This is a genomic window from Geodermatophilus sp. FMUSA9-8, assembly GCF_037034165.1.
In the GTDB taxonomy this organism is placed as follows: domain Bacteria; phylum Actinomycetota; class Actinomycetes; order Mycobacteriales; family Geodermatophilaceae; genus Geodermatophilus; species Geodermatophilus nigrescens.
Genome location: NZ_JBAGKE010000009.1, coordinates 131657 through 151796 on the forward strand (window position 1 = coordinate 131657; position 20140 = coordinate 151796).

Genomic DNA, 20140 nt, shown 5'->3' on the forward strand with positions numbered 1-20140 from the left:
CCGTGAACCCGCGCCGGGGCGGAGGGTGAGCCCTCTTCGGCGCCCTCACCAGGGCGGGGGCTCCGTGCTCGCAGTGAGGCCGCTGGGCGTGGTGACGGTGAGGGTGCCGCCGGGGTGGAGCGTGTGGGTCCAGCCGGGGGCCTGGTGCTTGCCGCGGTGGTGGCCGGTGCAGAAGCCGGTGAGGTTGGCTGCGGTGGTGGGCCCGAGCGGCCAGGGGGTGGCGTGGTCGAGTTCGCCGCGCTTGGGGACGGGTCGGCGGCAGCCGGGGAAGCGGCAGCGGCGGTCGCGGGCGCGGACGTGCCGGTCGAGGGCGGCGCCGGGCCGGTAGCGGTCGGTCCCGCTCGGCGTGGCGAGGCCGGTGCCGGCGCGGGTGGCGCGGCGGAGGTCGGGCAGGTCGGTGAGGGCCACCAGGGCGCCGGTGACTGCGTGGGTGACGGCGATGCGCGGCCGGTCAGCGAGGCCGCCGCCGGCGGTGCGGTCGAGCAGGTCGGCGAGGTCGAGGCGGGCGTCGTCGGTGGCCGCGGTGAGTGCGGTGACCGCGTCGGCCGCGGCGGTGACCCGCCCGGCGGGACTGGCGGCCCAGGCGGTCTCGTCGGCGGTGTCGGCCCGCTCGGCGGTGGCCACCAGGCGGCGGGCGCGGCCGATCGCCTGCTCGGCGTCGAGCAGCGCGGCGCCGGCGTCGTTCACGGCGTCATCGGCGCGCGCCCACCACCCGTCGGGCGCGGGTCGGGGTGCTGGCGGGGTGTCGGGCCGGGGCTCGCCCGGGTCGTCGGGATCGAGGTCCCCGCACGGTGGTGACCATCCGGGTGGTGGCCCGGGGTCGTCATCGAGCGCGGGGTCGAGGTCGGCGTAGAGCTCGCCGGTGGCGACCCGGCGTTCGATCTCGGCCCACCAGGCGGCGTCGGCCTCCAGTTCGGCGATGTGCTGGGCGATGGCGGCGTCGCTCAGGCCGCGGAGCGGGTCCTCGCCCTTGACCAGGCTGACGCCCTCGGCCGTGCCGAGGGCCGTGGCGACCTCGGCCGTGGCGTGCTCGGCTGTGGCGACTTGCTCGGTGGCGGTGTCGTCCGCCCCGGGGCCGTCCGTCTCCACCGGCGCTGGTCGCTCACCCGCGGCGGTGGTCTCGGCGGTGTCCGCGCCCGCCGGCGCGGAGTCCTCGGGCACAGCGTCCTCGGCGGGTGCCGCGGCGTCCTCGGGCACAGCGTCCTCGGCGGGTGCCGCGGCGTCCTCGGGCATGGCGCCCTCGGCGGTCGTGTCCTCGACGGTCGTGACGCGGGCGCCGGTGAGGGCGGAGAGGAGCGCGCGGACGACCTCGGCGGGGACGACCTGGCCGTCGATCTCGCACGGCTGGTCACCGCCCAGCAGCGCCCCGACCGGAGCGACCACGTTAAGCACCACCTGCACCGGCGACAGCCCGTTCTCCCCGGGCCGCAGCACCAGGTCCAGCAGGGCGTCGGCCATCTTCTGCCCCCGGGTGCGCCCGTCGTCAGGCAGCGCATCGGCGTACGCGCCCAGCGCCGCCATCAGCGCCGCCGCCTCGGGCGTCGTCAGCAGCGCCGACACCACGCTCATCCCGTCGCACTGATCCGGCCGGCAGGACAGTCCGCGCCGCCTGATCGCCCGCGCGAGGTCCTCGGCGGCGGAGCGGGCCTTGCGCTTGAGCACTTCGCGGCGGGCCTTGTCCCGCAGCTGCGCCGGCGTGCACACCGTCCCCCGCCGGGCGGACCAGGCCAGCAGGTCCCGCTCCAGCGCGGCGCGCACCGTGTCGTCGGCGACCGGCGCCACGTGGTCGACCATCGCGGCCACGTGCCCGGCGTGCACCGCCCCGGCCTCCAGCGCGTCGAGTGTCGCCGGCAGCCGGTGCACCAGGGTGAGGGAGGTGGTCAGCAGGTTCTCCGCCGCCGTCGAGGTCAACGACAGGGCGATCGACAGCTCCTGGGTGGCCCACTCGCTCACCGACCGCAGCAGCTCCGGCCGCGCCGCCCACCGGTCGGCGGCCATCGCCCCGCGCGTGCCCTGCGGCCGGTCCACCGACGCAGGACGGGAGAGCGCGAACGCCGCCACCGCCCGGTACCGCAACGCCGACTGCCGCGACACCTCACGATCGGCGGCCTGCACCAGCCCCAGCGGCCCGGACGCCCACCCCACGGCAGGCGCCCCGGCGGGAGCGGACAGGACCGTCGTCACGTGTTCGATCATACGTTCGAACAGGGACGCGAACAACCCCTGTGGACGGACGAACCCGCAGGTCAGACTGGCGGCAGGTGGGCGACCGACGTCGCGATGCCCGCGAGGTGCGTGAGCCGCAGCAGCTCCGACCGGCGGAACGCCGGCCCGCCGGACCGGCCCAGCAGCACGGCCGTGTCGGGGGCGCCGAAGGGGGCGGCCATCATCTCGATCGCCATCTCCTGCCAGCGCTCGGGCACCCAGTCGTCCTCGCTGGGCAGCAGCAGCGGCGAGGACAGCGGCAGCCACGGCAGCGCCATGCCCTCCAGCGCGGGCGCGGCGTCGGAGGCGGCGAGCACCACGGCCGAGCCGTCGCCGGAGGCCTGCAGCACGGCTGCCCACCCGGCGTGGAACACCCGCGGCATCTCGGCGGCCAGCAGCTTCACCGCGGTGCCCTCGGCCGCCCGCGCCAGCGCCTCGAGCAGGTCGAGCTCGCGGTGGGTGTCCAGCGGCCCGGCGAAGGGCCGCAGCGACTCCACCTGCACGCCGGGCACCGCCTGCGCGGCGGTGATCAGGCTGTCGGGCAGCCGGTCGGGCGGCAGGTCGACGACGATGTCGTCGACGGCGACGCCGCCCCCGCGCTCGAGCACGTCGACGGAGACGATGTCGATCCCCGCGGTGCCCAGCGCGGTCGCCACGGCACCCAGCAGGCCGGGCCGGTCGGGGACCACCAGGCGCAGGAGATAGGACACGGTTCCTCCGCTGACGACGTCGAGGTGCAGGACGATCCGCGTCGATCGAGTAGGCAGCTTCCCCCATGGCCGGGTCCCGGGTCGAGGTGCGACGCGGGACCCGGGACGTGGGATGCGTCCCCTCGGCGGTCGGAGCGGCCGCGCCGCCGCCGCGTAGGCTGAACGGGTTGCGTCCCTGGCGCCGGCGCGGCGCCGACGACAGGAGTCCCGCCCCAGCATGAGCACCGAGTCCACCCCCGACCGCGGGGCGACGCCCGCCCTCGGCCGCCAGGACATCGCGCACCTCGCGCGACTGGCCCGGCTCGCCGTCACCGACGAGGAGCTCGACCGCTTCGCCGGCCAGCTCGGGGCGGTGCTCGACGCGGTGGCCCAGGTGCAGCGCGCCGACGCCGGCGACGTCGCCCCCACCACGCACGCCGTCCCGCTGACCAACGTGCTGCGGCCCGACGTCGCCACGCCGAGCCTGCCCCGCGACGTCGTCCTGGCCGGCGCCCCCGCCGCCGAGGACGACCGCTTCCGCGTCCCGCGCATCCTGGGGGAGGAGGAGTGAGCGACCTCACCGCCCTGACCGCCGTCGAGCTGCAGGCGGCGCTGGCCGCCGGCGAGACCTCCGCCGTGGAGGTCACCCGCGCGCACCTCGACCGGATCGCCGCCGAGGACGGCGCCCTCGGCGCCTACCTCTTCGTCGACGACGACGCCGCGCTCGCCCGCGCCGCCGAGATCGACGCCTCCGGCACCGCCGGCACCGGCCTGGCCGGCATCCCCGTGGCGCTCAAGGACGTCTTCGTCACCGAGGGCGTGCCCACCACCAGCGGCTCGCGGATCCTCGAGGGCTGGCGCCCGCCGTACTCGGCCACCGTCGCCACCCGGCTGCAGGAGGCCGGCACGGTGATGCTCGGCAAGACCAACATGGACGAGTTCGCCATGGGGTCCTCCACCGAGAACTCCGCCTACCGGCCGACCCGCAACCCCTGGGACCACGACCGGATCCCCGGCGGCTCCTCGGGCGGGTCGAGCGCCGCGGTCGCCGGCCGGCTGGCGCCGCTCGCGCTCGGCACCGACACCGGCGGCTCGATCCGGCAGCCGGCCGCCGTCACCGGGCTCGTCGGGCACAAGCCGACCTACGGCTCGGTGTCGCGCTACGGCCTCATCGCCTTCTCCTCGAGCCTCGACCAGGCCGGCCCGATGGCCCGCACGGTCATGGACGCCGCCCTGCTGCACGAGGCCATCGGCGGCCACGACCCGCGCGACTCCACGAGCATCGACGCGCCCGTCCCCACCGTCGTCGAGGCGGCCCGCCGCGGCGCCACCGGCGACCTGGCCGGCCTGCGCGTCGGCGTCGTCCGGGAGCTCGGCGGCGAGGGTGCCCGCGAGGGCTACGAGCAGGGCGTGCTCGACCGGTTCGCCGAGGCGGTCGCGCTGCTGGAGGCCGCCGGCGCCGAGGTGCGCGAGGTGTCCTGCCCGTCGTTCGGGCTGGCGCTGCCCGCGTACTACCTGATCGCGCCGAGCGAGGCGTCGTCGAACCTGGCCCGCTTCGAGGGCATGCGGTTCGGCATCCGCGTGGGCGACGACGGCAGCCGCGACGTCGACGAGGTCATGGCGCTCACCCGCGAGCAGGGCTTCGGCCCCGAGGTGAAGCGCCGGATCATCCTCGGCACCTACGCGTTGTCGGCCGGCTACTACGACGCCTACTACGGGCAGGCGCAGAAGGTCCGGACGCTGATCAACCGTGACTTCACCTCCGCCTTCGACGGCGGCGTCGACGTCCTGGTCAGCCCCACCAGCCCGACGGTGGCCTGGCCGATCGGCGCCCGCGTCGACGACCCGCTGGCCATGTACGCCGCCGACCTGTGCACCCTGCCGGCGAGCCTCGCCGGCGTCCCGGCGATCTCGGTGCCGTGCGGCCTGTCCGACGGCCTGCCGGTGGGCCTGCAGGTGATGGCGCCCGCGCTGGCCGACGACCGCTGCTACCGCGTCGCCGCCGCCGTCGAGGCCGCCCAGGGCGCGCCGCTCACCGACCGCCTCGCGGGGCGTGCCGCGTGAACGGCGCCCTCAAGGCCGCCTGGGGCCTGACCGCGTTCGTCGTCCTCGCCGGGCTCGTGCTCTGGCTGACCACCGGCCGCGCGGTGTTCGCCGTCTTCATCGTCCTGGGGCTGCTGACCGGCGTCGGCGCCTGGCTGACCGGGCGCAGCACCGCCCCGAAGGGAGACCCCACCCCGTGAGCGAGACCCGCAGCGAGACCCTGGTCGAGTTCGACGACGTCCTCACCCGGTACGAGCCGGTCATCGGCCTGGAGACCCACGTCGAGCTGGGCACCGAGTCGAAGATGTTCTGCGGCTGCGCGACCACCTTCGGCGCCGAGCCCAACACGCAGACCTGCCCGGTGTGCCTCGGCCTGCCCGGCTCGCTGCCGGTGGCCAACGCCGCCGCCGTCGAGTCGACGATCCGCATCGGCCTCGCGCTGGGCTGCCGGATCGCGTCCTGGTCGCGCTTCGCCCGGAAGAACTACTTCTACCCGGACATCCCGAAGGGCTTCCAGACCAGCCAGTACGACGAGCCGCTGTGCACCGCCGGGCACCTCGACGTCGAGGTCGACGGCGAGACCTACCGCGTGGAGATCGAGCGGGTGCACCTCGAGGAGGACACCGGCAAGAACCTGCACGTCGGCGGAGCCACCGGCCGCATCCACGGCGCCGACCACTCGCTGGTCGACTTCAACCGCGCCGGGATCCCGCTGGTCGAGATCGTCACCCGCCCGGTCGCCGGTGCCGGCGCGAAGGCCCCCGAGGTCGCCCGCGCCTACGTGACCGAGCTGCGCGAGATCATCCAGGCCCTCGGCGCCTCCGACGTCCGGATGGAGCAGGGCAGCCTGCGCTGCGACGTCAACACCTCGCTCGCGCCGATCGGCAGCCTGGAGTGGGGCACCCGCACCGAGACCAAGAACGTCAACTCGCTGCGGTCGGTGGAGCGCTCGGTGCGCTACGAGATGCGCCGCCAGGCCGCCGTCCTCGACGCGGGCGGGCGGGTCGTGCAGGAGACCCGGCACTTCCACGAGGACACCGGCAGCACCTCGTCCGGGCGGAGCAAGGAGGAGGCCACCGACTACCGGTACTTCCCCGAGCCCGACCTCGTGCCGCTCGCGCCCGACGCCGAGTGGATCGAGAAGCTGGCGGCCGGCCTGCCCGAGCTGCCCGCCGCCCGCCGCCGCCGGCTGCAGGAGGAGTGGGGCCTGTCGGCCACCGAGCTGACCTGGCTGGTCAACGCCGGGGCGCTCGGGCTGGTCGAGCAGACCGTCGCCGCCGGGGCCACGCCGGCCGACGCCCGCAAGTGGTGGCTGGGGGAGCTGGCGCGCCGGGCCAACGACGCCGGTGTCGAGCTCGCCGACCTCGCCGTCACCCCGGCCCAGGTCGCCGAGCTGACCGCGCTGGTGGCCGAGGGCACGATCAACGACAAGCTGGCCCGCCAGGCGCTCGACGGCGTGCTGGCCGGCGAGGGCGACCCGCGCGCCGTCGTCGAGGCCCGCGGCCTGGCGGTGATAGGGGAGTCCGACGAGCTGGTCGCCGCCGTCGAGGCCGCGATCGCCGGCGCGCCGGACGTCGTGGAGAAGGTGCGCGGCGGGAAGGTCCAGGCGCTCGGCGCGCTCGTGGGCGCGGTCATGAGGACCACCCGCGGCCAGGCCGACGCCGCCACCGTGCGCCGCATGCTCGAGGAGCGGGTGGTCGGGGGCTGACCCCCGGCGGCTCGCCGCCGTGTCGTGCCCGAGGGGGACCCGGAGGGTCCCGCGACGGGTGCGACGTCAGGGCTCAGCGCGGGCCGGGGACCGCACGTGGCCGCGGTGCGGTCCGGGAGGACCGCGATGTCACAGCGGCGAGTTGCCGGTCGAGGACGGCGGCAGGATGCGCAGCACCTTGTCGTCGTCCTCGGCGGGCGTGCCGATCCCGTCGCGGTTGGACGTGGTGATCCACAGCGCGCCCTCGCCGTCGAGGACGACGGTGCGCAGCCGGCCGTAGCGCCCGGTGAGCAGCTGCTCGGGCTCCTCGCTCACGGTGCCCTCGCCGTCGACCTGGACGACGGTCACCTGCTGCCCGTCGAGGGTGCCGAGGAACACCGTGGTGCCGACGGCGGCGCAGCCACCGAGCCCGCCCGCGGCGTTGTCCACCTCGAACACCGGCTCGATCGTGCCGCCGCCGGCGGTCGGCCAGCCGTGGTCGGTGCCCTCCGACAGCTCGTTGAGCTCGTCGGGGCCGGCCGCCGACTCGTCGACGGCGTAGATCGTCGAGGGCAGGTCGGCGGTCGGGCAGATCGCGGTGACGTCGGCGAAGCCGCTGCTGAACACCGGCCCGGCGGCGTTGGCCGGCCGCCCGAAGACGTCGATGCGCAGCACCTTGCCGCCCAGGGACGCCGGGTCCTGCCCGAGCGCCGGGTTGCCGGTGTCGCCGGTGCCGACGAGCAGCGTGCCGTCGGTGCTGAACGCCAGCCCGCCGCCGTTGTGCGTCTCGCCGCGCGGGATGCCGGTGAACACCGGGTTGGGGGTGCCGCCGATGGGGAAGCGGACGACGCGGTTGTCCGTCGCCGTCGACACGTAGGCGTAGAACAGCCCGTCCTCGTCGAAGGTGGGCGAGAGCGCGAGGCCGAGCAGGCCGCCGTCGCCGCCGGTGTCGACGCCGGGCACCACCATGAGCTCGCGGGCCGGCGAGCGGTCGGGGAAGACCTGCAGCAGCCGGCCGGTCTCCCGCTCGCCGACCACGGCGCTGCCGTCGGGCAGCACGACCAGGCCGGTGGGCACGGTGAGCCCGGAGGCGACGACGTTGGGGTCGCCGCCGCCCTGACCGGAGCCGGGGTCGGCGGGGTCGCCGGGCGCCGGGGCGGGGGAGGACTCCGTGGGCGGGCCGACCTCCGGGGGCGCGCCCTCCGGCAGCGGCCGGAACGGGCCGCTGGGCTCGTAGCCCTCCTCGCCGCAGCCGGCGAGGACCAGGGTCAGGGCCACCGCGCACGCGGCGCCGGCCGCCCGCCGCCCCCGCTGCCGCCTCACCCGACCCACAGTACGGCCGGGCACGGTGCGGCCGGGTGGAGCGCGGCTGCCTACGCTCGGACCCCGTGGCACCCGAGATCCGCGGCACCGACATCGCCGGCCCCGACGAGACGCTGACCGTCCTCGTGCCCTCGCGCGAGATGGCCGACGCCGTCGCGGCCCTCGACCCGCGGGTGCGCGCACACCTCACCCCCGACGACGGCCCGCCCACGGGCGAGGTCGCGGCCGCGCGCGTGTGGGTGCCGGCCTTCGGCGGCGCGCAGCCGGACGAGGCGTTCCTCGCCGCGCTGCCCGACCTGCGCCTGGTGCAGCTGCTCAGCGCCGGCGCCGAGCGGTTCACCGGCCGGCTGCCCGACGGCGTCGTGCTGTGCAACGCCCGCGGCGCGCACACCCCGTCGACGGCGGAGTGGGTGCTCGCCGCCACCCTCGCCGCGCAGCGCGGCCTGCCGGAGTTCGTCCGCGCGCAGGACGCCGGCCGCTGGGCGCCCGGCACCCACCGCTCGCTGGTCGGCGCGCGGGTGCTCGTCGTCGGCGCCGGCGACATCGCCCGCCGGATCGGCGCGATGATGTCCGGCTTCGACGCCGAGCTGACCTACGTCGGCCGCACCGCCCGCGACGGCGTCCACGGCACCGACGAGCTGCCGGACCTGCTGCCGTCGGCCGACGTCGTCGTGCTCATCGTGCCGGTCACCGCCGAGACCACCGGCATGGTCGACGCCGCGTTCCTCGCCGCCATGCCGGACGGCGCGCTGCTGGTCAACGCCGCCCGCGGGGTGGTCGTGGACACCGACGCGCTGGTCGCCGAGCTCACCTCCGGCCGCCTGCGCGCCGCCCTCGACGTCACCGAGCCCGAGCCGCTGCCCGAGGGCCACCCGCTGTGGACGGCGCCGGGGCTGCTGCTCACCCCGCACGTGGGCGGCGCGGTGCCGCAGACGCGGGCCCGCGCGCAGGAGACCGTGCTCGCCCAGCTGCGGCGGGTGCTGGCCGGCGAGCCGCTGACCGACGTCGTCGGCGACTACTGAGGGATCATCGGCGGACGTGGCTGTCCATGCGCGGATGCGGCTGAGCCGGGTCGCCCTCGTCCCCGTCGTCTTCCTGGCCGTCTGCGTGCTGCCCTTCGCCGCGGCCTCCCCGTGGGCCGCGCTCGTCCTGCTGCTGCCGCTGGCCGCCGCGGTGTGGGTGCTGCGGGTGGGCGTCGACGTCGACGACGAGGCCATCACCACCCGCGGCGTGCTCGGGCAGCGCCGCGTGCCGTGGGACGACCTGGCCGGGATCCGCGTCGTGCGCAACGCGCGGCTGCGGCTGGTCACCCGCGGCGGCGGCGAGGTGGCGCTGCCGGTGCTGCGCGCCCGCGACCTGCCGCGGCTGGCCGGCTGGTCCGGCGGCCGCTTCGAGGTGCCTCAGCCCCCGGCGGCCTGACCGGCGGCCTGTCCGGCGGCCTGACCCGCGGCCGGGCCGGCGAGCCGGGCCAGCCGCGCGGCGGTCTCGCTGCCCGCGGCCGCGGTGTAGACGACGACCTGCAGACCCGGCGCGTCGGCCGGCGCGAGCTGGTGGTGCTCGAGCAGCAGCGTGCCGACCTCCGGGTGCTCGAAGCGCCGCTCGGCGGAGGTGAACCGGTCGACGTCGTGGCTGGCCCAGCCGGCGCGGAACGCGGGGCTCGCCGCCTCCAGCCGGGTGACCAGGTCGACCACCGGCGGGTCGGCCAGCCGCGGCCCCACCTCGGCGCGGAACTGGGCGAGGAACCGGCGGCTGTCGGTGTCCCAGTCGCCGAGCAGCGCCCGCACGGCGGGGTCGGTGAAGACCAGCTCCAGCAGGTTGCGCCGGTCCGGGGCGACGGCGGCCACGCCGGGGTAGAGCCGCTCGTAGGCGCGGTTCCACCCGGCGATCGTCCAGTCGGCGGTGATGGCGTAGGCGGGAGAGGGGCCCAGCGCGTCGAGCAGCCGCTGCACGTGGCCGGGCATGCCGTCGCCCGGGTCACCGGGGGCGGCGCCGCCGTGGCCGGTCAGCCGCAGCACGTAGCCGTGCTCGGCCGGCGTCATGCGGAGGGTGGCGGCCAGCGCGTCGACCACCTGCCGGGAGGGCCGGATGTCGCGGCCCTGCTCCAGCCACGTGTACCAGGTGGAGCTCACGCCCGAGAGCAGCGCGACCTCCTCGCGGCGCAGCCCCGGTGTGCGCCGCGCGCCCCCGGCCGGCAGTCCGGTGTCGCGCGGGTCGAGCTGGGCGCGCCGGGAGCGCAGGAAGTCGGCGAGTTCACGACGGGCGGTGGCGGACAGCGGTGCTCCTCGGTGGTGGTGGCGCTACCAGTATCAGCCGCGTCTGGGACGGCCTCCCGAACGCGCCTACCCTCGTCGTCCGTGACCACCGTGGACGAGCCCCGCACCACCGCCGACGTCAAGCCGCGCAGCCGCGAGGTGACCGACGGCATCACCCGGGCCCCGGCCCGCGCGATGCTGCGCGCCGTCGGCATGGGCGACGACGACTGGGAGAAGCCGCAGATCGGCGTCGCCTCGTCCTGGAACGAGATCACCCCCTGCAACCTCTCCCTCGACCGGCTGGCCAAGCGGGCGAAGGAGGGCGTGCACGCCGCCGGCGGGTTTCCGCTGGAGTTCGGCACGATCTCCGTCTCCGACGGCATCTCCATGGGCCACGAGGGCATGCGTGCCTCGCTGGTCAGCCGCGAGGTCATCGCCGACTCGGTGGAGACGGTCATGTTCGCCGAGCGGCTCGACGGCTCGGTGCTGCTCGCCGGCTGCGACAAGTCGCTGCCCGGGATGCTCATGGCCGCCGCGCGGCTGGACCTCGCGAGCGTCTTCCTCTACTCCGGCTCGACGCTGCCCGGGAAGCTCGGCGACCGCGACGACCTCACGATCATCGACGTCTTCGAGGCCGTCGGCGCCTGCGCCCGCGGGCTGATCACCCAGGACGAGCTGACCGCCGTCGAGCGGGCCGCCTGCCCCGGCATGGGCTCCTGCGGCGGCATGTACACCGCCAACACCATGGCCAGCGTGGCCGAGGCGCTCGGCATGGCGCTGCCCGGCAGCGCCGCCCCGCCGGCCCCCGACAGCCGCCGCGACGCGTTCGCCGTCGCCTCCGGCGAGGCCGTGGTCAACCTGCTGCGCAAGGGCATCACCGCCCGCCAGATCATGACCCGGGAGGCGTTCGAGAACGCCATCACCGTCGTCATGGCGCTCGGCGGCTCCACCAACGCCGTCCTGCACCTGCTGGCCATCGCGCACGAGGCGCAGGTCGACCTCACGCTCGACGACTTCAACCGGATCGGCGACCGCACCCCGCACCTGGCCGACGTCAAGCCCTTCGGCCGGTTCGTCATGACCGACATCGACCGCGTCGGCGGCGTCCCGGTGGTGCTGCGGGCCCTGCTCGACGCCGGCCTGCTGCACGGCGACGCGCTCACCGTGACCGGCAAGACGATGGCCGAGAACCTCGCCGAGATCGCCCCGCCGGACCTCGACGGCACGATCGTGCACGCGATGGAGAACCCCATCCACAAGACCGGGGGCCTGACCATCCTGCGCGGCTCGCTGTCGCCCGAGGGGGCAGTGGTCAAGTCGGCCGGCTTCGACGCCGAGGTCTTCGAGGGCACCGCGCGGGTCTTCGACGGCGAGCAGGGCGCCATGGACGCCGTCACCGAGGGCACGCTGCGGAGCGGCGACGTCGTCGTCATCCGCTACGAGGGGCCGCGCGGCGGCCCGGGCATGCGCGAGATGCTCGCCGTCACCGGCGCCATCAAGGGCGCGGGCCTGGGCAAGGACGTCCTGCTGCTCACCGACGGCCGCTTCTCGGGCGGGACCACCGGCCTGTGTGTCGGGCACGTCGCGCCCGAGGCCACCGACGGCGGCCCGATCGCGCTCGTCCGCGACGGCGACCGGATCCGGCTGGACCTGACCACCCGCACGCTGGACCTGCTGGTCGACGACGACGAGCTCGCCCGGCGCCGCCAGGACTGGCAGCCGCTGCCGCCGCGCTACACCACCGGGGTCCTCGGCAAGTACGCCAAGCTCGTCGGCTCCGCGGCGAACGGCGCCATCTGCGGCTGAGACCCGGGGGAGTCCCCCCGATGGGGTGAGCGGCGGCGCCCCGCGCTGTTCCGGCCCGCCCGCCGTGCCGACACCGGGACTGTGGACAGACGGACCAGGTGGCTGCTCGCGGCTGCCGTGCCCGCCGCGGCGGCGTGCGTGCTCGCCGCGCTCGTCCCGCCGCTGACCCCGCTCGGCGACGCCGTCGCCGCCCTCGCCGGGGTGGCGACGGCGGCCGTGCTGTTCGCGACGAGCCGCTCGGGCGCGGCCGGCGACCGGCCGTGGCGGCTGCTCGCCCTCGCCCCGCTGTTCCCCGTCCTCGCGCTCGCGGTGGGCGCGGTCCTGCAGCCCGAGACGGTGCTGCAGCAGGTCGTGCTGCGCTGGCTGCCCACCGTGCCCGGCTACGCCGTCACCGTCGTCGCGCTGCTGCACATGGCCGGGCGCTCCGGCCTGCGCCGCACCTGCTCGCGCACGTCGCTCGAGCTGGCGCTGTTCGGCACCGCCGCGGTCGTGGTCATGCAGCTGCTGCTGGTCGGCCCGGGCAACAGCTGGGCCGGCCTGACCGTCGGCGCCCAGCTGGTGCTCGGCGCCGCCGTCGCCGCGACCGGCGCGGTCATGGCCGCCGCGCTCACCGTCCTCGGCTCCGTGGCGGCGCACCGCCAGGGGATGGCCGCGGTGCTGCTCGGCGGCCTGGTGCTGCTGTGCCTGGGCCGCGGCGCCGCCACCTCCGCCGCGCTGCTCGGCGCGCCCCACCTCGTCGCCGCCACCCGGATCGCCGTGGTGCTCGGGCTGGCGCTGGTCGTGCTGGCCCGCCTCCGCGACGCCGCCGCCTCCTCCTCGACCGCCGCCTCCAGCGGCCGCGCCGTCCAGCTCCGCTCGGTCCTGCCCCAGCTCGCGCTCGTCGCCGTGGTCGGCGTCGTCGTCGGCCCGCTCGCGTTCGGCGTCCGGCCCAGCCGGGTCACCCTCGCCGGCGCGCTGCTGTGCGTGGCCCTGTCGGCGGCGCACCGCTGGGTCACCGCCCGCGAGGACCACCAGCGCGGCGCCCGCCTGCGCTCGGACGAGGCGTACTTCCGCAAGCTCCTGCAGTCCACCCGCGAGGCCGTGCTCGTCCTCGACCGCCGGCTGCGCGTCGGCTGGTCCTCCGCGGCGCTGGCCGACCTGCTGGGCACCACGCCCGCCGAGCTGGCCGGCCGCGACCTGCTCACCGGCGGCACCGCCCGCCCCGGCACCGTCGACCCCGCCGACGCCGCCGCGCTGCGCCGGCTGCTCGCCGGCCCCGCCGGGGTGCCCGGCCTGCTGACCCTCCGCGTCCGCAGCGCCGACGGCGGCACCCGGCACCTGGAGGCCAGCGTCGCCGACCTGCGCGACGAGGCCGCGGTCGGCTCCGTCGTGCTGCACTGCCGGGACGTGACCGAGCGCGAGGCCCGCGAGCGCGCCCTCGCCGAGGTCGCCTACACCGACGCCCTCACCGGCCTGCCCAACCGGGCCGGCTGGGAGGCCGCGCTGACCGGCACGGGCGCCGGCCACGCGGTGCTGCTCGTCGACGTCCGCGGGCTCGACGACGTCCGCGAGCACGCCGGCCGCGACACCGTGACCGCCGTCCTGGTCGAGCTCGGCCGCCGGCTGCGCGCCACCACCCGCGGCGAGGAGGTCGTGGCCCGCACCGTGGGCGGCACCTTCGGCATCCTCGCCGAGGGCGACGCCGACACCGCCGCCCTGCTCGCCGACCGCTGCCTCGCCGCGCTCGAGCAGCCGGTGACCACGCCCGCGGGCGTCTTCGACCTCACCGCCGACGTCGGCGTCGTCGTCGCCGAGGACGGCCTCGACGTCGCCGGTCTGACCGCGCGGGCCGAGCTCGCCGTCGCCGCCGCGCGCACCTCAGGGCGGGCCCGGGCCACCGTGTGGACCCCGGAGCTCGGCGCGGCCGCGGCCCGCCGCGACCGGCTGCGCGAGGACGTCGCCGGCGCCGCCGCACGCGGGGAGCTGTGGCTGGCGTTCCAGCCGATCGTGTCGATGGGGGAGCAGCGGGTGACCGGCGTCGAGGCGCTGCTGCGCTGGCGGCACCCCGAGCTCGGCGAGGTCCCGCCGCGGGAGTTCGTGCCCGTCGCCGAACGGGCCGGCGTCATCGCCGAGCTGCAGCGCTGGGCCCTCCGGGAGGCCACCACCACCGTCGCCGGGCTGCCCGCCGTCGACGGCGTCCCGCTGCGGCTGGGCGTCAACATCTCCGCCGCGCACGTCGCCGCCCGCACCCTGGTCGACGACGTCGCGGGCGCGCTGCGCTACTCCGGCCTCGGGCCCGAGCGGCTGGTCCTCGAGATCACCGAGGCCACCGTGCGCGCGGCCGGCACCGCCGTCGACGGCGACATCGCCGCGCTGCGCCTCATGGGCGTGCACGTCGCCCTCGACGACTTCGGCACCGGCTCCTCGTCGCTGCTGCACCTGACCCGCCTGCCCATCGACGTCGTCAAGCTCGACCGCGCGTTCGTCTCCCGCGTCGACCGCGACCGGGACAGCCGGGCGCTGTGCGAGTCGATGGTCACCATCGGCCGCTCGCTGGGTCTCGACGTCGTGGCCGAGGGTGTGGAGACGCCGGCCCAGCTCGGCGTGCTGCGCGGTCTCGGCGTCGGCTTCGCGCAGGGCTTCCTGCTCGCCCGCCCGCTGCCGGCCGCCGACCTGGCGCAGGTGCTGCGCGAGAACGCCGGCGCGTTGTGGCCGGGGCTGGTCGGCTCCTCGGCCGGCCCGGCCGCGACCCTGATCGCCGGGGAGACCGTCGACTCCTCCGTCCTGCGGGAGGCGTCCGGTGCCTGACGCCGCCACCCGCGCCGTCGTCGTCCTGCTCGCCGTCCTCGGGGCCGGCACCACCGCGCTGCAGCTGTCCGGGGCGGAGGCGGCCGCCCGGCTCGTCCCGGCCGCGCTCGCGCTCGGCTCCGGTGCGGCCGCCGCCGTGCTGGCCCGCCGCGCCGCCCGCCTGCCCCGCACCGCCCGCCGGCCCTGGCAGGCGCTCGCGGCCGCCGGCGCGCTGCTCGCGCTCGGTCAGGTGCTCGCCCTGGCCCGGCCGGACCGCGACCTCCGCGCGGGCGGGGTCGAGGACCTGCCCGCCCTGCTCGCCGTCCCGGTCGCGGTGTCGGCCGCCGTGCTGCTCCTGCCACCGCGGGCCGAGCGCCGGCTGGGCACCCGCGTGGTGCTCGACGGCCTCGTCGTCACCATCGCCGTCGCGCTGCTGGGCGACGTCCTGCTCGCCGACCTGCTGGCCGCCGTCCGCGGCCCCGCCGAGGGCCTGATCGCCGTCGGCTACCCGCTGGTCGGCGCCGTCCTGTGCGGCATCGGCCTGGTCACCCTCACCGCGGTGTCGGAGGACCGCCGCCGCGCCGCCGGCTGGCTGCTCGCCTCCTTCGTGGCGATGGCGGTGGTCGCCCTGGGCGGCGCGGCCGGCCGCACGGCCGAGGACGCCGCACCGGTCGCCGGGGTGGTCACCGTGCTCGCGTGGCTCGCCATGCTCGGCACCGCCCTGGGCGCGGCCGCCGCCGACCGTCCCGCGCCGGCCGCCGACTTCCCGCCGGGGTCGCGGCGGGCGCTGCCCCTGCGCGGGGGCGTGCTCGCCCACGGCGCCGCCACCGCCGCCCTGGTCGGGCTGACCGCCGGCGTCGTCGCGGGGCGGCCGCTGCACGCCGCCGAGGCCGGCGCCGCCACCGTCCTGCTCCTGCTGGCCGCGGTCCGCACCCTGTCCTGGGTGCTCGACGCCGCCCGGCTCACCCGCCGCCTCGAGCGCACCGAGGGCTGGTTCCGCGCGCTGGTGCACAGCGGCGACGCCGTCACCGTCGAGCTCGACGCCGCCGGGCGGGTGACCTCGGCGACCGGCGCGGTCGAGGCCCAGCTCGGCCGCCCCGAGGAGGACCTCCGCGGCCGCCTGCTCGTCGGGCTGCTGCACGAGCAGGACCGCGACCTCGTCGTCCGGGTCGCCGCGGCCCTGCGCGACGGCGCCCCCGACGGCCTGCCCGCCACCGGCCGGCTGCGCACCGCCGACGGCGCGTGGCGCGAGGTCGAGGTGTCCGGCGCCGCCCGCACCGGCGGCCGCCGCACCGGCGACGGGCTGGTGCTGCACCTGCGCGACGTCACCGAGCGCCGCGCCAGCCACCGCGAGCTCGAGCGGCTGGCCTACACCGACTCGCTCACCGGCCTGCCCAACCGCGCCCGGTTCATGGCCGCCCTCGACGGCGCCCTCGCCCGCGCCGGCCGCGGCGCCCGGGCCTGCGTGCTGCTCGTCGACCTCGACGGGTTCAAGGCGGTCAACGACCTCGCCGGCCACGACGCCGGCGACCGGCTGCTGGTCGAGGTCGCGGCCGCGCTGCGCGCCGAGGCGCGCGGCACCGACCTGGTGGCCCGGCTCGGCGGCGACGAGTTCGCCCTCGTCGTCGACGGCGGCCCCGACGAGGCCCTCGCCCTGGCCGAGCGGCTGGTCGCGACGCTCGACCGCACCAGCCGGCACGCCGCGCCGGGGGAGCCGGAGACCGCGGGCCCCGTGCTGCGGGTGTCGGCCAGCGTCGGCGTCACCGAGGTGCTGTCCGGCGCGGACGCCTCGGCCACCGTGCGGGAGGCCGACCTCGCGCTGCGCACCGTCAAGGCGCAGGGCAAGAACGGCGTCCGGGCGTCGGGGGAGGCCCTCGTCGAGGAGTCCGCCCGCCGCAGCCGGCTGGCCCGCGACCTGCCCGGCGCGATCGCCCGCGGCGAGCTGCGGCTGGTCTACCAGCCGGTCGCCGGCGCGGAGGAGCGGCGCGTCCTCGGCGTCGAGGCGCTGGTGCGCTGGGACCACCCCGGGCTCGGCCCCGTGCCGCCGGAGGAGTTCATCGGCCTGGCCGAGGACGACGGGCTCATCGTGCCGCTGCAGCGCTGGGTGCTCGCCACCGCCACCGCCGAGCACGCGCGCCTCGTCGCCGGCGGCCGCGACCTCAAGCTCGGCGTCAACATCTCCGTGCGCCACCTGCAGGCCCGCTGCCTGGTCGAGGACGTCACCCGCGCGCTGGAGAGCTCCGGGCTGCCGGCGCACCTGCTCATGGTCGAGGTGACCGAGAGCGTCCTCATGGACGACGACGAGCGGCTGCTGGCCGAGCTCGCCGAGCTGTCCGCGCTGGGCTGCGTGGTCTCCCTCGACGACTTCGGCAAGGGCTACTCGTCGCTGGCCTACCTCGCCCGGCTGCCCGTCCAGGTGCTCAAGATGGACCGCGGCTTCGTCTCCGGCATCGACACCGACCCACGCGTGGCCGCCCTCGTCGGCAGCGTCGTCGACCTCGGCCGCACGCTCGGCATGGACGTCGTCGCCGAGGGCGTGGAGACCCGCGCCCAGCTGGAGGTGCTCACCGCGCTGGGCTGCCGCTTCCTGCAGGGCTGGCACATCGGCCGGCCGGTGCCCGCAGCGGACCTGGCCGACCGGGTCGACGGGTTCGACCCGGCACTGGTCGGCGGTCCCGGGGTGGTCGCCGTCCCGTAGCGGGCCGCCGTCCCAGGTTCCGCTCGACACGGTCCCACGGTGTGGGACGGGCTGGTTGACGTCCCGACGGCGGAGGCGCACAGTGTGGTCGTGCCCTCCGCCTGCCTGCTCCTCGTACTCGCCTAGCGCGCCGGTCGCCCGACCGACGCGCTGACCCCTCCGTGCCCGTGGCACGAGGGGTTTTTTGTTGCCCGAGCAGGCACCCGACCGCACCCTCCCCGCACGTCCGGCCCAGGAGACGCCCCCCATGACCACGACCCCGAGCGAGTCCGCCACCCGAGAGGCCGCCGAGGCGCTCACCGGTGTCGAGACGACGGCCCGCTCGACCGCCGAGTCCGCCGCCCTCCCCGCGACCGGCATCACCGGCGCCCAGAGCCTGGTCCGCTCGCTCGAGGCGGTCGGCGTCGACGTGGTGTTCGGCATCCCCGGCGGGGCGATCCTGCCGGCCTACGACCCGCTGTTCGACTCCCGCGTGCGCCACGTCCTGGTCCGCCACGAGCAGGGCGCCGGCCACGCCGCCACGGGGTACGCGCAGGCCACCGGCCGGGTCGGCGTCTGCATGGCCACCTCCGGCCCGGGCGCGACCAACCTGGTCACCCCGCTCGCCGACGCCTACATGGACTCGGTCCCGATCGTCGCGATCACCGGGCAGGTGCCCAGCGCCGCGATCGGCACCGACGCCTTCCAGGAGGCCGACATCCGCGGCATCACGATGCCGATCACCAAGCACAACTTCCTGGTCACCGACCCCGCCGAGATCCCGCAGCGGATCGCCGAGGCCTTCCACCTCGCCGCCACCGGCCGCCCCGGCCCGGTCCTGGTCGACATCCCCAAGGACGTGCTGCAGGCCCGCACCGACTTCGCCTGGCCGCCGCGGCTGGACCTGCCCGGCTACAAGCCGACCACCCGTCCGCACGGCAAGCAGGTCCGCGAGGCCGCCGCGCTGATCGCCGGCGCTCGCCGCCCGGTCCTCTACGTCGGCGGCGGCGTGCTCAAGGCCTCCGCCACCGCCGAGCTCGCCGAGCTGGCCGAGCTCACCGGCGCGCCCGTCGTCACCACGCTCATGGCCCGCGGCGCCTTCCCCGACAGCTCGCCGCAGCACCTGGGCATGCCGGGCATGCACGGCACCGTCGCCGCGGTCACCGCACTGCAGAAGGCCGACGTCCTCGTCGCCCTCGGCGCCCGCTTCGACGACCGCGTCACCGGGCAGCTGTCGACCTTCGCGCCCGGCGCCCTGGTCGTGCACGCCGACATCGACCCGGCCGAGATCGGCAAGAACCGCAAGGCCGACGTGCCGATCGTCGGCGACGCGAAGGAGACGATCGCCGAGCTGGTGACCGCCCTGCGCGCCGAGCACGAGGCCGGCCGCCGCGCCGACCTCACCGCCTGGTGGGCCCAGCTCGACGACTGGCGCCACCGCTACCCGCTGGGCTACGACCGGCCCGAGGACGGCTCGCTGTCGCCGCAGTACGTCATCGAGCGGCTCGGCGCGATCGCCGGCCCCGACGCGATCTACACCTCCGGCGTCGGCCAGCACCAGATGTGGGCCGCGCAGTTCATCCGCTACGAGAAGCCGGGCACCTGGCTCAACAGCGGCGGCGCCGGGACGATGGGCTACGCCGTGCCCGCGGCGATGGGCGCCAAGTACGGCTGCCCCGACACCACGGTGTGGGCGATCGACGGCGACGGCTGCTTCCAGATGACCAACCAGGAGCTCGCCACCTGCGCGATCGAGGGCATCCCGATCAAGGTCGCCGTCATCAACAACGGCAACCTCGGCATGGTCCGGCAGTGGCAGACCCTCTTCTACGAGGGCCGCTACTCCAACACGAGGCTGCACGCGCGCAACGCCGACGGCACGCCCAAGCCGGTGCGCATCCCCGACTTCGTCGCGCTCGCCGAGGCGCTCGGCTGCGTCGGCCTGCGCTGCGAGACCGAGGCCGACGTCGACGCCGTCATCGAGAAGGCCATGGCGATCACCGACGCCCCCGTCGTCATCGACTTCGTCGTCGGCGCCGACGCCCAGGTGTGGCCGATGGTCGCCGCGGGCGCCAGCAACGACGACATCCTGGCCGCGCGCGACCTGCGCCCGGTCTTCGGCGAGAACCAGGTCTGAGGGGACGACGCAGAGATGACCCGCCACACCCTGTCGGTCCTCGTCGAGAACAAGTCCGGTGTCCTGGCCCGCGTCTCGGCGCTGTTCAGCCGGCGCGCGTTCAACATCGAGTCGCTCGCCGTGGGCCCGACCGAGAACCCCGACCTGTCCCGCATGACGATCGTCGTCGACGCGGAGTCCGCCCCGCTGGAGCAGGTGACCAAGCAACTGAACAAGCTGGTCGAGGTCATCAAGATCGTGGAGCTCGACGGCGGCGCCGCCGTCCAGCGCGAGCTGCTGCTGGTCAAGGTCCGCGCGCCGCTGGCCGAGCGGACCACCGTGCTGCAGACCGCGGAGCTCTTCCGCGCCCGCGTCGTCGACGTCAACACCGACACGGTGACCCTCGAGGCCACCGGGACCCCCGACAAGCTGCAGGCCCTGCTCGCGGTCCTCGCCCCGCTCGGCATCAAGGAGATGGCCCAGTCGGGCACCGTCGCCCTGGGCCGCGGACCGCGCTCGATGAGCGGCGCCGGTACCTTGCGGCCGGTCGACCGCACCGCCTGATCCCCAGACCCC

At 76.6% G+C, this 20140-nt stretch carries 15 protein-coding genes; 11 read left to right on the plus strand and 4 right to left on the minus strand.

Annotated elements, in window-relative coordinates:
* Positions 1 to 45: 45 nt before the first annotated feature.
* Both WA616_RS18300 and WA616_RS18305 read right to left on the minus strand, forming a co-directional pair.
* Positions 46 to 2184, minus strand: a complete 2139-nt coding sequence (locus WA616_RS18300) for an HNH endonuclease signature motif containing protein (protein WP_336032101.1) — start codon at positions 2182 to 2184, stop codon at positions 46 to 48.
* A 62-nt stretch (positions 2185 to 2246) separates the two neighbouring features.
* Positions 2247 to 2915 (minus strand): ACT domain-containing protein, encoded by a 669-nt coding sequence (locus tag WA616_RS18305; protein ID WP_336032103.1) that lies wholly within the window; start codon positions 2913 to 2915, stop codon positions 2247 to 2249.
* Between the two features lie 217 nt (positions 2916 to 3132).
* Between WA616_RS18305 and gatC the strand changes: the two genes are divergently transcribed.
* Genes gatC through gatB form a run of 4 tightly spaced genes read left to right on the plus strand, consistent with a single transcriptional unit; the run spans position 3133 to position 6645 of the window.
* Positions 3133 to 3465 carry an Asp-tRNA(Asn)/Glu-tRNA(Gln) amidotransferase subunit GatC gene (gatC, locus tag WA616_RS18310; protein ID WP_073421754.1) on the plus strand — a complete coding sequence of 111 codons (333 nt, stop codon included), beginning with the start codon at positions 3133 to 3135 and terminating at the stop codon, positions 3463 to 3465.
* Positions 3462 to 4958, plus strand: a complete 1497-nt coding sequence (gatA, locus tag WA616_RS18315) for an Asp-tRNA(Asn)/Glu-tRNA(Gln) amidotransferase subunit GatA (RefSeq protein ID WP_336032106.1) — start codon at positions 3462 to 3464, stop codon at positions 4956 to 4958. The genes gatC and gatA overlap by 4 nt, the downstream gene beginning before the upstream one ends.
* A complete protein-coding gene (locus WA616_RS18320) occupies positions 4955 to 5137 on the plus strand; it encodes a hypothetical protein (RefSeq protein ID WP_073421756.1) in 183 nt (60 codons plus the stop codon). The genes gatA and WA616_RS18320 overlap by 4 nt, the downstream gene beginning before the upstream one ends.
* Positions 5134 to 6645: an Asp-tRNA(Asn)/Glu-tRNA(Gln) amidotransferase subunit GatB gene (gene gatB / locus WA616_RS18325; protein ID WP_336032107.1), complete on the plus strand. Its 1512-nt coding sequence runs from the start codon at positions 5134 to 5136 to the stop codon at positions 6643 to 6645. The genes WA616_RS18320 and gatB overlap by 4 nt, the downstream gene beginning before the upstream one ends.
* Positions 6646 to 6774: 129 nt before the next feature.
* Here gatB and WA616_RS18330 read toward each other — a convergent pair whose 3' ends face one another.
* Positions 6775 to 7947 carry a PQQ-dependent sugar dehydrogenase gene (locus WA616_RS18330; RefSeq protein ID WP_336032109.1) on the minus strand — a complete coding sequence of 391 codons (1173 nt, stop codon included), beginning with the start codon at positions 7945 to 7947 and terminating at the stop codon, positions 6775 to 6777.
* A gap of 65 nt (positions 7948 to 8012) precedes the next feature.
* Between WA616_RS18330 and WA616_RS18335 the strand changes: the two genes are divergently transcribed.
* Positions 8013 to 8969: a 2-hydroxyacid dehydrogenase gene (locus tag WA616_RS18335; RefSeq protein WP_336032111.1), complete on the plus strand. Its 957-nt coding sequence runs from the start codon at positions 8013 to 8015 to the stop codon at positions 8967 to 8969.
* A 16-nt stretch (positions 8970 to 8985) separates the two neighbouring features.
* Positions 8986 to 9366: a PH domain-containing protein gene (locus WA616_RS18340; RefSeq protein WP_336032112.1), complete on the plus strand. Its 381-nt coding sequence runs from the start codon at positions 8986 to 8988 to the stop codon at positions 9364 to 9366.
* Here the strand turns inward: WA616_RS18340 and WA616_RS18345 are convergent.
* The gene (locus WA616_RS18345) at positions 9348 to 10220 is read right to left on the minus strand and encodes a helix-turn-helix transcriptional regulator (protein WP_336032328.1); all 873 of its coding nucleotides are present in this window, start codon (positions 10218 to 10220) and stop codon (positions 9348 to 9350) included. The genes WA616_RS18340 and WA616_RS18345 overlap by 19 nt on opposite strands.
* Positions 10221 to 10301: 81 nt before the next feature.
* Between WA616_RS18345 and ilvD the strand changes: the two genes are divergently transcribed.
* From ilvD to ilvN, 5 genes are all read left to right on the plus strand, one after another.
* Positions 10302 to 12005 (plus strand): dihydroxy-acid dehydratase, encoded by a 1704-nt coding sequence (gene ilvD, locus WA616_RS18350; protein ID WP_336032114.1) that lies wholly within the window; start codon positions 10302 to 10304, stop codon positions 12003 to 12005.
* Between the two features lie 81 nt (positions 12006 to 12086).
* Positions 12087 to 14792, plus strand: coding sequence for a putative bifunctional diguanylate cyclase/phosphodiesterase (locus WA616_RS18355; RefSeq protein ID WP_336032116.1), 2706 nt, complete (start codon positions 12087 to 12089; stop codon positions 14790 to 14792).
* Positions 14785 to 17469: a putative bifunctional diguanylate cyclase/phosphodiesterase gene (locus tag WA616_RS18360; protein WP_336032117.1), complete on the plus strand. Its 2685-nt coding sequence runs from the start codon at positions 14785 to 14787 to the stop codon at positions 17467 to 17469. The genes WA616_RS18355 and WA616_RS18360 overlap by 8 nt, the downstream gene beginning before the upstream one ends.
* Before the next feature lie 247 nt (positions 17470 to 17716).
* The gene (locus WA616_RS18365; protein WP_336032119.1) at positions 17717 to 19585 is read left to right on the plus strand and encodes an acetolactate synthase large subunit; all 1869 of its coding nucleotides are present in this window, start codon (positions 17717 to 17719) and stop codon (positions 19583 to 19585) included.
* Between the two features lie 15 nt (positions 19586 to 19600).
* Positions 19601 to 20128, plus strand: a complete 528-nt coding sequence (gene ilvN, locus WA616_RS18370) for an acetolactate synthase small subunit (protein ID WP_336032122.1) — start codon at positions 19601 to 19603, stop codon at positions 20126 to 20128.
* Positions 20129 to 20140 lie beyond the last annotated feature (12 nt).